General features: G+C 45.9%; 10 protein-coding genes. 7 read left to right on the forward strand and 3 right to left on the reverse strand.

The window, feature by feature from the left end; all coding sequences use genetic code 11:
- Window positions 1-19: 19 nt before the first annotated feature.
- Genes H5T88_06270 through tilS form a run of 3 tightly spaced genes read left to right on the forward strand, consistent with a single transcriptional unit; the run spans window position 20 to window position 3,449 of the window.
- Window positions 20-898, forward strand: coding sequence for a phosphoribosylaminoimidazolesuccinocarboxamide synthase (locus H5T88_06270; GenBank protein ID MBC7329950.1), 879 nt, complete (start codon window positions 20-22; stop codon window positions 896-898).
- Window positions 898-2,088, forward strand: coding sequence for a cofactor-independent phosphoglycerate mutase (locus H5T88_06275; protein ID MBC7329951.1), 1,191 nt, complete (start codon window positions 898-900; stop codon window positions 2,086-2,088). The genes H5T88_06270 and H5T88_06275 overlap by 1 nt, the downstream gene beginning before the upstream one ends.
- Window positions 2,089-2,111: 23 nt before the next feature.
- Window positions 2,112-3,449, forward strand: a complete 1,338-nt coding sequence (tilS, locus tag H5T88_06280; GenBank protein ID MBC7329952.1) for a tRNA lysidine(34) synthetase TilS — start codon at window positions 2,112-2,114, stop codon at window positions 3,447-3,449.
- Here tilS and nikR read toward each other — a convergent pair.
- Window positions 3,446-3,868: a nickel-responsive transcriptional regulator NikR gene (nikR, locus tag H5T88_06285; protein MBC7329953.1), complete on the reverse strand. Its 423-nt coding sequence runs from the start codon at window positions 3,866-3,868 to the stop codon at window positions 3,446-3,448. The two genes, tilS and nikR, sit on opposite strands and share 4 nt — an antisense overlap.
- Window positions 3,869-4,112: 244 nt before the next feature.
- Here nikR and H5T88_06290 point away from each other — a divergent pair, with 244 nt between their 5' ends.
- The 3 genes from H5T88_06290 (at window position 4,113) to H5T88_06300 (ending at window position 11,495) form a co-directional block, all read left to right on the forward strand.
- Window positions 4,113-7,250, forward strand: a complete 3,138-nt coding sequence (locus H5T88_06290; protein ID MBC7329954.1) for a hypothetical protein — start codon at window positions 4,113-4,115, stop codon at window positions 7,248-7,250.
- On the forward strand, window positions 7,247-9,349 hold the full coding sequence (locus H5T88_06295) for a glycosyl hydrolase (protein MBC7329955.1): 2,103 nt from the start codon (window positions 7,247-7,249) through the stop codon (window positions 9,347-9,349). Before H5T88_06290 ends, H5T88_06295 begins: the two co-directional genes overlap by 4 nt.
- Before the next feature lie 226 nt (window positions 9,350-9,575).
- Window positions 9,576-11,495 (forward strand): hypothetical protein, encoded by a 1,920-nt coding sequence (locus H5T88_06300; protein MBC7329956.1) that lies wholly within the window; start codon window positions 9,576-9,578, stop codon window positions 11,493-11,495.
- A 323-nt stretch (window positions 11,496-11,818) separates the two neighbouring features.
- Here the strand turns inward: H5T88_06300 and H5T88_06305 are convergent, their stop codons facing one another.
- Window positions 11,819-12,001, reverse strand: a complete 183-nt coding sequence (locus H5T88_06305) for a hypothetical protein (protein MBC7329957.1) — start codon at window positions 11,999-12,001, stop codon at window positions 11,819-11,821.
- 18 nt (window positions 12,002-12,019) lie between these two features.
- Window positions 12,020-12,478 carry an NUDIX hydrolase gene (locus H5T88_06310; GenBank protein ID MBC7329958.1) on the reverse strand — a complete coding sequence of 153 codons (459 nt, stop codon included), beginning with the start codon at window positions 12,476-12,478 and terminating at the stop codon, window positions 12,020-12,022.
- A 154-nt stretch (window positions 12,479-12,632) separates the two neighbouring features.
- Here H5T88_06310 and H5T88_06315 point away from each other — a divergent pair, with 154 nt between their 5' ends.
- A complete protein-coding gene (locus tag H5T88_06315) occupies window positions 12,633-14,270 on the forward strand; it encodes a molybdopterin-dependent oxidoreductase (GenBank protein MBC7329959.1) in 1,638 nt (545 codons plus the stop codon).
- The last annotated feature ends 2 nt before the right edge of the window (window positions 14,271-14,272 follow it).

Consider the following 14,272-nt stretch of genomic DNA (forward strand, 5'->3'; position numbering starts at 1 on the left):
AAAATTCTATTGATGCAGAATGGAAAAAGCAATCTTTTCGGTTGAGCTTCCCCTTCCCCTTTTCAAAAGGGGAAAAGTGCGTGATATCTATGAATTGGATGGACATCTCTTGTTCATCGCAACAGACCGCATCTCCGCTTTTGATGCCGTCCTTCCCACGCCCATCCCCTATAAAGGGAAAGTTCTTACCGCCCTCTCCCTCTTCTGGTTTGAATTCCTAAAGGATATCATCCCCAATCACACCCGTTCCATTCCCCTGCCTCCTCAATTGGACCTCTACAAACCCATTCTTGAGGGGCGCTATATGATAGGGGTTAAAACGAAGCCCATACCCATTGAATGCGTTGTGCGTGGCTATCTCTTCGGCTCCGCTTGGAGGGAGTATCAGGAGAAGGGAGAGGTCTGTGGGATGAAACTCCCTGCCAACTTGAAGCTTGCGGATAAGCTTCCTTCTCCCATCTTTACACCCTCAACGAAGGCGGAAACGGGACACGATATCAACATAACAATTGAGGAAATGGAAAAAATAGTGGGGAAGGAGACGGCGGATTTCCTCATTGATAGGAGCTTAGCTATTTATGAGAAAGCATCTACATATGCTGAAGAGAGGGGAATCATCATAGCGGACACTAAATTTGAGTTCGGTTGGCACGAGGGCGAGATAATCCTGATAGATGAGGTATTGACGCCGGATTCCTCTCGCTTTTGGGATGCCGAACTATACGAGCCGGGGAAAAATCAACCCTCTTTTGATAAGCAATTCGTCAGGGATTATCTGGAGAGCATAAACTGGGATAAGACACCACCCGCCCCTCCCTTGCCAAAGGAGGTTGTTGAAGGAACAGCTCAGAGATATCTCGCTGCCTATCGCAGATTAACGGGGAAGGATGACCTCTGATGAAATATATCATCATAGTTGGAGATGGTATGGCTGACCTGCCTCATGAGGATTTGGGCGGACAAACACCCCTTGAATACGCCTACAAGCCCAACATCAATCGCTTAGCTGGCTCTGCCCTCCTTGGTGGAATGGTGAGAACCGTTCCCGAGGGGATGGAGCCTGGCTCGGATGTTGCCAATATGAACATATTGGGCTATGACCCCAGGAAGTATTACACGGGAAGGGGTCCCCTTGAGGCAATTGCTATGGGCGTGCCGATGAACAAAGAAGATGTGGCTTTCCGCTGTAATTTGGTCTCAACCGATGGGGAGAGAATCGTAGATTATAGCGCTGGGCATATATCAAGCGAGGAGGCAAGGGAGATTATAGAAATTCTCAATAGAAAGCTCGGTTCATCAAAGGTGCAATTCTATCCCGGCGTCTCCTATAGACATCTTATGGTATGGAGAAATGGAAAGGATGAACAACTCCTCACCCCTCCCTACAACATAGTTGGCAAGCCCTTTAAGCCTTATTTACCGCAGGGAGAAGGGGAGGAATTTCTTCGTTCCCTTATTTACAATTCCTATGAAATTCTTGACAATTTAGAGATGAACAAGCGAAGAAGAGATGAGGGTAAGCCGCCAGCAAATCTCATTTGGCTTTGGGGGCAGGGACGCCTTCCCCAACTTCCCCTCTTTTTCCTGAAATGGGGGCTTGTGGGAGGGGTAATCTCCGCAGTTGACCTCATCAAGGGTTTGGGGAAAGCGGCAGGGTTGCAGGTCATAAATGTCCCAGGTGCCACTGGCTACATAGACACAAATTATGAGGGAAAGGCGGAATATGCCCTTGAGGCTTTGGAGAAGATGGATTTCGTCTTCATCCACATTGAGGCTCCAGATGAATGTGGACACACAGCAGATTTGGAGAATAAGATAGCCTCAATTGAGGCTATAGATGAGAAAATCGTGGGGAAAATCATAAGAGAGCTTCCAAGCATTGATGAGGATTTCAAAATCCTCATCCTTCCCGACCATCCCACGCCTGTATCAGTCCGCACCCATACGGCAGACCCCGTTCCTTTCCTCATCTACTCTTCAGAAAAGCCTCTGAGAGGGGAGGAGAACTTCTCGGAGAGATGGGGTAAGGAAAGGGAATATTTCCTTGAGGAGGGAAATAAATTAATAGAGATATTCTTGAAAGGCTGAAGGAAACGATAGAGGAACACGGGATGCTTTCTCGTGGGGATAGGGTGGTGGTTGCTGTTTCTGGTGGACCTGATTCGGTTTTCCTTCTCCATCTCCTCCTTCAAATCTCGCAAGAACTCTTTCTTCAGCTCTTTGTCGCTCATTTAAATCATATGTTGAGGGAGGAGGCGGTTAAGGAGGAGGAGTTCGTTAGGGGGTTAGCGGAAAAATACTCTCTTCCCTTTTACAGTGAACGGTTAGAAGTAGCTAAATTGCTGAGGAAGGGGGAGACATTGGAGGAGGGGGCAAGGAGGATAAGATACGATTTTCTCAGGCGGGCGGGGGAGAAGTTCTCAGCGAATAAGATAGCCTTGGGGCATAATGCAGATGACCTTGTGGAAACTGTTCTGCTAAATCTCATAAGGGGAACGGGAATTCGTGGGTTGAGGGGAATTCCTCCTGTGCGGGAAGAGGGGTCAATCACCTTCATCCGCCCCCTTATCGCTATATGGCGGGAGGAGATAACGCAATATCTCAAAGATAGAAATATATCCTACATGATAGACAGGAGCAATTTATCGTTGGAATTTACAAGAAACAAGATACGCCATCAAGTGATTCCCCTCTTGGAGGAGATAAATCCAAAAGTGAAGTTAGCGATACACAGGCTGGGGGAAATCGCTAGAGAGATAAATTCCTACATAGAGGATGAGGTTAGGAAGGCGAGGAAGGAACTCGTAGAAGGAAAGAGTGAATCCTTTCTTCGTATCAACATTTCCGGGCTTTTCGCTTTTCATCCCGCTTTACAAAAAGAAATCCTTCGCTCAATTCTCGCTGAATTCATAACTTATGAAATATCAAGGGAGGAAATAGAAAGGATTTTGGAAGTGGGGAGGAGCGGAGGGGCGGTAACCCTCCCGGGTGGGATTGATGTAAGGCGGGTAGGAGATGTGCTTCAATTCAAAAAAGGGAAGGAGGGCAAGATAGAGTACGAAATAGAGTTGAAGATTCCCGGTAGCACTTCAATTCCCGGGGCAGGGGTGAGGATAGAGGCGAAGATAATAGAGGGGAAATATCTGGTAAGGGATGCAGTTTGCAGGGAAGTGACATTGGATATGGATGGAATAAAGGGTAGGTTGATCGCGAGGAATTGGAGGAGGGGAGATAGGTTCGTTCCGCTCGGGATGAGGAAAGAGAAGAAGCTGCAGGACATCTTCGTTGATAGGAAGATTCCCAGAGAGGAACGGAGGCTGATACCGATAGTTTGCGATGAAGAAGGCATTATTTGGATAGTAGGAGTGGCGATAAGTGAGCGGGTGAAGGTGGGGGAGGAGACAAGGAGGGTTCTGCATTTAAAAGCTATTTCTGAAGAACAGCTCTAAGGAATCTCCTTGCCCGTCGTTGCGAGGGCGAGATTCTCAAACTTTATTCCCTTGATGGAAGTTATCGCCTTTTCTACCTCCTTTATCTCCTTTACTTTTCCCCTGATGAAGATAGCTTCAACGCAGTTATCCTCGTCCAAGTGGATGTGGAGCGTAGTGATTATGCGAGGGTGGAAGTGGTGTTGGGCATCAACGAGTTTATCAACGATATCGCTTTTGTGGTGATCGTAAACGATAGTCAAGACGCCGACGGTTTCCCTTTCATCTATCCGCCATTCCTCCTCAATGAGCTCCCTTTTCAAAAGGGCTCGGAAAGCCTCAGACCTATTTGGGAAGCCCTTCTCCTTCACGAAGGCGTCAAACTTCTTAAGGAGTTCCGGATAAACCGAAACGCTGAACCTTACGACCTTTTCTTTCATATTTATTATTTTATACTAATTCTCATTCTATTTCTATGTTCATATCTTAAATGTGGAGGAACCTATATATTTTTGAGTTTAATTTAGTTAATTCTCGGGGCTGCATGGCGAGATTGCTTTCTTTCAATGCCTTTCTTATACTCATGTTAAATTTATGCCTCATAATCTATCACCCTCCCATCGGTTTGACATAAGAGAATTTTTATATTGACTTTCTCGGTTTGAGAATGATACAATTTCATAAATGGTTAAAGGGAGGTTGAAGGAATTGAGAATTTTCAATATCCTTTTATCCGTTCTTTTTGCTCTTCCTCTTTTGGGGGCGAATTTTGAGTTCACGAAGGAGAATTACGCCGGTCGTTCGGGGATTGTCCTCGGAGGGCTGGGAACGGGCACGATTGAGATTCGTCCAAATGGAGCGCTTGAGGAATGGCAGATTTTCAACAACACAGCTAACCCCTATCCTAGTCCTCGCAGTTTCTTTGCCATAAGAGTCAAACAGGAAGGAAAGGTTCCCATTGCGAAGGTGCTTCAGCTGACTCACGAAACCCTTCCCACGATTGAAAAGATATACTATAAAGGGGAATTTCCTTTCGCCCATCTTCTTTATAAAGATAGGGAATTGCCAATCCAAGTAGAGATGTCTGCCTTTTCATCCTTCATTCCTCACGATTATAAGAACTCCGCTCTTCCCCTCGCTTTCTTCCGCTTCAAATTGAAGAACACTTCTACCAAAAAATGCGAGGCATCCCTCCTTTTCGCCTGTCAGAATATGGTGGGGATAAGCGAAGGCTACAGTGGGAAGGTTGCGAACAGGTTAATTGTCCAGAAGGGATTTTATGGAGTCGATTTGAGCGTTCCCGTAGGAGAACCAGCTTCTTATTCCCGCCCAATTAGGGTGCTCATGATCTCGCGCCCGGATGTTTCCGATTTCCGAGACCAGCTTGTTCGCACAATTGAGGCGAGAGATCTGACGATAAGATGGGTCAAAGTTGAGGGAGGGAAGGTCGTTTTGCCCACAAAAGACGCCGCGCAATTGAAGAGAGAATACGACATACTTTGGCTTGCTGAGACCACGAGGATGGCGGAAAGCCTTGGCGAGGAGAATATGAGGGTTATTCAGGAGGCAGTGCGGATAGGGATGCCCTTCATCTTAACCGGCGGCTGGGATTCCTTCTACGGCTACAATGAGGAACGCTGGGGGAAGTTAGCGGGAACAATCATTGAAGAGATAGTGCCAATTAAGTTCAAAACGTCCTTTGATGCGGTTAATCAGCCGATAGATATGATTATTAAAGATGCATCTCATCCTATATTTCAAAACTTCCCACGAGAATCCATCCATCTGGGTGGATACAACGAGATTGCCGAGCTTAAGCCTGAAGCGAAAGTGCTTATGGCTTCCCCAGATGGCAAACCCCTTCTCATAGAGGGAAGGTATGGGGATGGGAAGGTGCTAGTGCTGGCAACTGCGATTTGGGGAGGCTGGCCGGCTAATAGCACATCTTGGTCTTCATTATTGAGGAGCATCGTAGCCTACCTCGGTGACGCTCAGTATGGTTCACCCACCGGTCTCCCTAAGGATTCACCAACGATGGGCGATATATTCATCGCAACTAATTCTCCTGCCCAGCCATCTGTCTGGGAAGATTACACCTCCCTTTGGAAAGATTTCACCCAAAGGGGGATTGTATCTCAGAAGGAGGGAAGGGATGGATGCCTGAGCGTACAGGTAACCCTTGCCCCGAGGGAGGAGAGGGAGGTCTTATTCCTCCTCTCTTGGTATTTCCCCAATCTCTACGATTCACAGAGGCGACTTTTAGGGCATAAATACGAGGAATGGTTCAAGAACGCTGAAGATGTAGCGAAATATGGCTTGAATAATTATCAGCGTCTTTATACTGAATCCCTTGCCTTCCACGACGCCTTCTATTCCACCCTTCCTCACTGGCTTGCCGATGCCATTAACTCCCAGTTCACCACTCTTTACAAGAGCTCCTGGTGGACTAAGGATGGAACATTTGGGATTTGGGAAGGTATGAATGCCTGTTGTGGTCTGCAGACAACAGATGTGAGCTATTACGGTTCCTTCCCCGTCCTTCTCTTCTTCCCCGAGTTGGAGAAGGTTGAAATAGGATTGACCGCTCGCGCTCAAAGCGAAAAGGGAGAAATCCCGCATTTCTTCCCCGCCCGCTTTGATGTTCCCGATGGCTACTGGCGAATAGATATGGAGCCACAGTTCATCCTGATGGTCTATCGTGATTATCTTTGGACGGGAGACAAGGCGTTCCTCGTGAAGATGTGGTCTCATGTAAAAAGAGCGATAGATTACGAGCTCTCAATAGATAGTGACGATGATGGCATTCCCAATATAGAGGGTTCCGCCTTGACCTATGATGGGTGGCCTATGCATGGAACGAGCGTTTATGTTGCGAGCGTTTGGCTTGCTGGTTTGCGAGCGGCGAGCGAGATGGGCTATATAGTGGGCGATAGGGAGATGGCACAACGCTACGCAGCCCTTTATCGCAAGGCGAGGGATAGCTTCATCAAGGAGCTTTGGAATGGCGAGTATTTCATTCTATATCACGATGTCGCAACGGGTCGCAAGGATAATTGCTGTATGCTCGACCAGATGAACGGTCAATGGTACGCCCATATGCTGGATTTGGGATATATCCTTCCCAAAGACATGGTTAAGTCGGCGATTACTGCTTGCTATAAATACAATAGAAAGCCCGTTCAAAAGGGAATGGCGTATATAGATTGGCAAAAAGGAGAATGCTGGGTGAACGGCGCCTGGCCAAGAGGAGGAGCAACCGTGCCAGAGATAGGAGGACAATGGGGTTCCCCCTGGACGGGAACGGAGTATATGTTCGCTTCACTTTTAATCTACGAAGGAATGGTCAAGGAGGGTCTGGATGTAGTGAAGGCTGTATACGACCGCTACAATTATGCCGGCTTGACCTGGAACCATATAGAATGCGGATGGCACTACTTCCGCCCAATGGACTCTCTAACAATCCTGCTCGCTTTGCAGGGCTTCAACTACGACGCGCCCAAAGCTTCCCTTTCCCTTAAACCGAGATTCAATCCCCAAAATCATACCTCTCCCTTCGTAATTCCCACAGGTTGGGGCATATTCACTCAGGAAAGAAAGGAAGGAAAACAGATTAACTCACTTACTCTAAAGAGAGGTAAACTCGTCCTCTCCTCGCTTCGCCTTCAAACGGATAAAAGGCCGAGCTCGGTATTAGTTGAGAAGCGAGCTAAGAGGGCAACTAAAATAGCTGCGGAGTTCAGCTGGAAAGATGGAGAACTCATCCTCAACTTTAAGGAACCCTTAACCCTCCAAATGGGAGATAGGCTGTACATAGAGATGTGAATAGCAGAGGCATTCTCATCCTAGGGTTTTCAATTTTAGCGGGGCTATGCTTAGCGAAGCAAAGCCGCCTCTATATAGCCTCTCAGCATAACTGGGAGGAGAAGAGAGGATTCTATATAGACTTTGAGAATACATCAGAGGGAGAGGTTTGCCATATGGCAAACCTCTCCCTTGTTCTTGCCATCGCCGATGGTGAAAAGTGGCGCTTCCTATCTTTCAAACCACAGTGGCAAACGGGAAAGGAATATTTTTTAAAGGCAGAGATAAACAAAGAAACAGCGAGAATTTGGCTTGATGATGAACTAATAGGAGAAAGCGAAGGAGGCTTTCTCCCTGCAGATGATTTTCTTTGGCTCAACTACATTCCCCTTTGGGGTAGAGTAAGACAGGATTATATCGTCTTCTTAAAAGACATTAATTTGGAATCTGGCAATCAAAAAATCAGTTTCTCCTTCCAGCCCTCCATTCCTCTTTTCCTCTTTGAACCCCAATGTCCGAAGAGAATGAAATGGAAAACAGAAGGGGCAATAAAATTAAATGCTCACTTTATAATAATCTCCTATCCCGACCTCAGAAGCTTATCTCCCTTCATAGACAGCTATGGTCAATGCAGATATGCTGATTGGGAGGGGAAGATTAAAAGCGATGAGGATTTGAAAAGGGCTTGGGAAAAGGAAATGGAGATTCTAAAGGAATGGGGAGAGCCGAGGGGATATGACCGCTTCGGAGGATATGAGCTATTAGGATGGAAGGAAAAGGGAACAGGATTTTATAGAGTCGTAAAGAGAGAAGGTTATTGGTGGTTGATAACGCCTGAGGGAAATCCTTGTTTTTATCTGGGGCTCTGTGCTGTCCCACCCGCTCCCTGGGAAATTATGACGCCTGTTTCTGGCAGAGAATTCCTATTTGAGTGGCTTCCTCCCAAGGAGGGTCTTTATTCCGAGGCTTGGGGTAGGGGATACTGGGGTGAAAGCGAGAAGGATTTCTTCTGTTTCCATTATTCAAATATGATAAGCAAATACGGAAAGGATTGGAGAAAATTGGGGGAGGAAATCACGAGAAGAAGGTTGAAATCTTGGGGATTTTCCGGGGTGGGAAAATGGGGAAGGTTGGAAGGGATGCCCTATTTTCCCGTTTTGGGGAGATGGGATGTCCCAAACCTCGTTAGCCATCCAGATATCTTTGATGAGAAAGTAAGGGGAAAATTCAGGGAAGCGCTTCGCAATCAAATTGAGCCGAAAAGGGATGACCCTTACATCGTTGGCTGGTCATTGGGCAATGAGTATGACGAGATAATATCAAGGGAGGAGATAAAGGAGATTCTGGGAAAGGGGGCTGATGTGCCAGCTAAAAGGGCGCTGATAGATTTCGCTTTGGAGAAGATATATAAAGGGGATTTTAAAGCGATGGTTGAAGCTTGGGGAAGTAAGGCTGAGGAGAAAGAAGGGCTTTATGAGGAAAAGCTCAACCCGCCAAGCAGTGATTTGGAGGAATTGAGGCGATTTTATTCCGAGAAATATTACGAATTCGTCTATAAAACAGTGAAAGAGCTCGACCCCAACCATTTATTCTTAGGCTTTTGGATTATTCCCTCTTGGTGGGAGGATGAAGATTATTGGGAGCTATTTAAAATCTCCGCTAAATATTGTGATGTAATAGGCTATAATTTGGGCGCCTATGAATTTATGAGCGAGAGATTTAAGAGATTAGTTGAGGAAGTTGGCAAGCCTATAATCTGCGGAGATTTTTCCTTTCCCGCTTTTTATAATGGGGGAAGAGGATTTGGGATATGGGGGGAAATTTTCGTTAAGGATGAGGCTGAGGCGGGAGAATATTATCAGGAATGGATAAGGGAAGGAGCTGAGAATCCATACTGTGTGGGCTTTCTCTGGTTCCTTTATCGGGACCAACCGATAACCGGTAGAGGACCCTGTGGGATTGACATCGTTACAAGAGGTCCTAATCCACCAGACCTTGTCTGCGGTGAGCATTATGCTTTTGGGCTGGTGGATATAACCGATACTCCGAAATGGGAATTGGTAAGGCGAGTAAGGGAAGCGAACCTCTCGGCGATAAAATTAAGGGCGGGAAAGAGATAGTCCAAAAAAGAGTTATGGCTTTTTCCAGCGCACGCTTGGCGAAGGGCATGGAGCAAAACGGGTAAATCTATTTGTCTGAAGCGGAGAAAAATAAGATTCTCTCAACAAAAGGGGAGCTTGCATTCCTTAAGGATTGTCAAAATATATTTATCAAATGGAAACTACCTATCATAAAATTAAATTTTTTCTTCTCTAAGTATTGCGAAATTCAATATAATTACTAAAAATGGAAAGAAAAGGCATAAGCTGGCGAGCTTTTTTAATTGGTTTCCTTCTCATTCCTCCCAATGTGTATTGGGTTATGATGGTGGAGGGAATTTGGCACACTGGTCATCCCAGCGTTATGTCTTTGCCCTGGAATGTCGTCTTTAACATCCTTATTTTGTTGCTCATAAATCTTTTAATAAAAAGGACTTTCCCCCACCTTGCCCTCACGCAGGGGGAATTTATCGTCATATATATTATGCTCGCTCTGGCGAGCGTAATAGCTGGGCACGATTCCCTCCAGCTCGGCATCCCTGAAATGGCTATTCCCTACTGGCTTGCCACTCCCGAGAACAAATGGCAAGAGCTCTTCTTCAAATATCTTCCCAAATGGTTAATAGTTCCCAAGAAAGATATGGTCGCTCCCTTTTTCATCGGCGGAGAGAACTTCTTCCAGAAGGAATATTTAAGGGCTTGGCTTCCTCCCATCCTTTGGTGGTGTCTCTTCATCTTTTTCTTAGGTCTTATGATGATTGCCATAAACAGCATAATAAGGAAGCAGTGGGTTGAGAACGAGAAGTTGAGCTATCCAATAATTCAACTCCCCTTGGCGATGACGGAGCGCGGTGGTGAAGCCACTTTCTTCAAAAACAGGACTCTCTGGGTTGGCTTCGGAATTGCTGCGCTCATTGATATCATCAATGGTCTCCGTGTTCTCTATCCTACTTTCCCCCTCTACATACGTGTTCGTCACGATGAGGTAAATTTAGGTCAATACATAACGACCTTTCCCTGGAACGCGATAGGCTGGCTTCCATTGCCTTTATATCCCTTCATAATCGCCATGGGTTACTTTATGCCCCTAGACCTATCATTTTCTCTCTGGTTTTTCTATCTATTCAAGAAAATGCTCTTGGTAATCACCGCTGCGTTAGGCTATCAGGAAAGGACGGGAGCTTTCCCCTATATAAATGAACAATCCTATGGAGCTTGGTTCGCTCTTTTCTTTTACGCTGTTTGGGGGGCGAGGCGCCATCTTTGGCTGACAATTAAGAAGGCATTAGGCAAGGCGGATATAGATGATAGCGACGAACCCCTCAGCTATCGCAGTGCCTATTTGCTTCTAATTGTTTCCTTTTCTTTCCTCGTTTGGTTCTGCGTGAGAGCAGGAATGTCTTTAGGGATAACCCTTGCTTTTTTCTTCATAGTATTTGTTATTTTATTCGCCATAGCCCGGGTTCGGGCGGAAGTGGGTCCGCCAACTCACGAGATGGCTGGTTCAATGAATGCATACAACATCTTGACGGAAATCTTGGGAACGAAGGGGGTTGGCGGGAACAACCTGACTGTTTTTTGCCTTTTCTGGTGGCTAACGGGCAGAGGGTATAGGACGACACCTATGCCTTTCTATCTTGAAGGCTACAAGATGGCTGAGGAAGCGAAGACGAGTGCAAGAGGGTTGATTTATGCGATGGCTGTTGCTCTTCCTTGGGGAGCTTTCTGCGCCTATATAGCGGCATGCTATGAACAGTTCAAAGTCGGTCCAAGCCCCCTTTTGGACCACAATTACTACATATATAATCAATTGGCAACGGACCTTTCCTCTCCAAGAGCGGTAAATCCAGGGGCGATGATAGCGATGGGGGTCGGGATAGCCTTTACCGTTTTGATGATGAATATGCGTGCCCGTTTCGTTTGGTGGCCTCTTCACCCTGTAGGCTATGCTATTTCAATGAATTTCGGAGCGGAATATTACTGGTCCTGTCTCGTTATAAGCACGCTCATAAAATTCATCGTTATAAAAGTGGGAGGCTATAAATGGCATAGAAGGGTCATTCCATTTATGTTCGGCATCATATTGGGGGAGTATTCGGTGGGCGCCTTCTGGAGTGTTTTGAGCGTTATTCTGCGTCAGAGGATGTACGATTTCTGTCCGGGTTAATTAACCCTTTGGATAATTCCATAACATTTGGGACTCCTTAGGAGATTTCCCATATTGCTTGCCAATTAACTCCAAAGGAATAACATCGTTTGCTTATTAAATTCTTCTATATCCGTTGAAGAGTTTCATGGAATCGCTCCAGATAGCGGTTCTCTTGCCCTCTCCTTGGATGAAGGAGATACTATCAAGAATTTCTCCATAACTTCCCTTGCGCTCCTGCTTGATAATCTCGGAAAAGCCTAAGAGGAACCAAATCTTGAGACAACATCTATCTATAGCGCTAATGGTTAAAAAATTGTCTCTTCTTAGTTTTTCTTGGATTTTTAGGACTTCTTGAAAATTGTGCTTATTGAAACGCCAAAAACTTTCTTTGCTGCTTCTACTCCATACTTATCTGAAAACTCCATTACTTCTAACCTAAACTTAACTATATCTTCTCCTTTCAAATCTCTCCTCAAATAAAAATTGCCTCTCTTCATATCTACTAAGTTAACTTTATATTCCAATATATTTTTTGAAATTATTCACCCCTTCCACAAGTCCCCAAGATAGGGGACGCCAGGGCGGTTTAAGGATTTTTCTATCTCCTCTCCAAGAGGAGGGATGAGCTCTATTTCCTTGATTTTCCCCAAGGGGATGAAATTCATTCCCACGAGCCTGGGTCCAATTGGCACATTTTTAGGCTTGAATTCTCCACCGATTTTCCTTGCTCTGAAAACTATTGTCACAACATGTCTTTCCGGCTCTATCACATCAAAGACGAACAGAATTTCTCCCACTTCTATCTTCAATCCGCTTTCCTCCCAAAGCTCCCTTTTAAGACAATCCACAATCCTTTCTCCTTTCTCCAATCCACCACCTGGCAATGTCCAATACTCTTTCTCTCCCCTTTTATGTCTCGCTAAAAGGATTTTGCCATCATCAATTAGGACACAAGCAGCTCTCAGCTTGAGCTCTTGGGGTTTGAATTCGTAGCCCGACATAAAAAGCACTTCCTTTCGCTATTTTTCTTTTTTTATTATATGGAGTGCCTAAAAAGAATCAAAATTTTATAAAATTTATAAGAATTTTTCTTGACATAGATGTTTTGCCGTCTATTAATTATTTTGATATTTATCTCAAAAGAGGTAGATTGATATGAAAGCTCAAACGGATATCGGCGATGTAGAGAAGCTAAAGAAGCAACCGACCATATGCACCTTCTGCGGTTGCGGATGTGCCTTCTACCTTTTCCCTGAGGGTTTCCTCGTCCCAGCCCAAAATCATCCTGTATCTCGGGGAAAGCTTTGCCTTAGGGGTTGGAGCTATGCCGACCTCCTCTTCACACCCAATCGCCTTAAAACTCCCCTCGTGCGTAGAAACGACAAGCTTGAGGCAACATCTTGGGACGAAGCCCTACAGATTGCGAGCGAGAAATTGAAGGCGATAAAGGATAAATATGGAGGAGATGCTATAGGGGTTTTGGGCTCGGCTCGCGCAAGCGTTGAGGATAATTTCACTCTCTACCAATTCGCAAGCAAAGTTTTGGGAACGAAAAACATTGACTCCTTCTACCGTCTCGGCTTCTTGCGCTCGGAGAATTTCTCTTTCCCGGATTTGGAGAAAGCCGACCAGATAATCCTCCTATCCTGCGATATAGCGGAGAGGCATCCCCAAGCAGCCTCCTTTGTTATCGGAGCGCTTTCCCAAGGGGCTTTCTTATATGTTATAGATTCTCGCCTTCCCCAGATGGGAAGGCTTGCCTCAATCCACATTCAGCCTTCCCCTATGGAGTTGCTTAAGGAGGCGGAAAACTTCATAGATAATTTGGAAGTAAAAGGGAATGCCTATCTCCTCTATTCCTCGGAGATAACCCTCTATGGGTGGGCTTATGAAGTGCAGAATGTGTTGAATAAGGCCGCTGCAAAGGGAATAAAGCCAATCTTTCTCTGCGATTACGCCAATCAAAGGGGAATGATTGAGGCTGGAATCCATCCCCAAGGTGGGCTCTCCTTCTACGAGATGCTAGAGGAGGCGAAAAAGGGAAATCTCAAGGCTCTCGTGATTATGGCTGATAATCCCTCCGCCCGCTTCCCTCAACTCTTCAGGGAAGCGAGGGAGAAACTTGATTTCCTTCTTGTCATTGACCCACTCCGCACGGATGCGGTCGAGATGGCGGATGTCGCCTTTCCGGGCACCTTTTTCTTTGAAAAAGAGGGAACTACCGTTAACGCTGAGGGGAGGCGCCAAGCCCTCCATCCAACCGTCCCACCTGCTTGGGAGCAAACGGAAATAGATATTCTCCTCATTCTTTCTGAGAAGTTGGGTTCTCGTCTTCCTTTTCCTTCTGCCGAATTAATTGAAATGGAGAAGAAGGAGTGGCAACCAGAGTTCAAAGCTATTTCGCCCAATCCTACCAATCCCGATTATCCTTTCACCCTTCTTTTAGACCCCTCCTACATCTGGAGCGGGACCGCCATGGCTAATGCGACCTTTATATTCAAGAGGGAGTCAAGTATAGTCCTATCAGATTTCCCAAATGGTTTCTTAAATATGAATTCCGAGGATGCGAAGGAAATGAGGATAAGGGATAGAATGATTGTAAATGTGGAAACACCCAAAGGCTCAATAAGCCTGCCTGTTTTGACATCTTTACGAGCAGGTAGAGGAATTCTGCTCTTTCCCCTTTATCTTTGGGAGAAAGTAGCTCGTGAGTTGGGAGGGGTTGAGCTCGACGAAGCCCTTGGGATGCCAATTTTCAAACCTCTACCAGCGAGGATAGCAAAGGAGGAATAGCT

This window comes from bacterium (genome assembly GCA_014360495.1).
Lineage (GTDB): Bacteria > Armatimonadota > JACIXR01 > JACIXR01 > JACIXR01 > JACIXR01.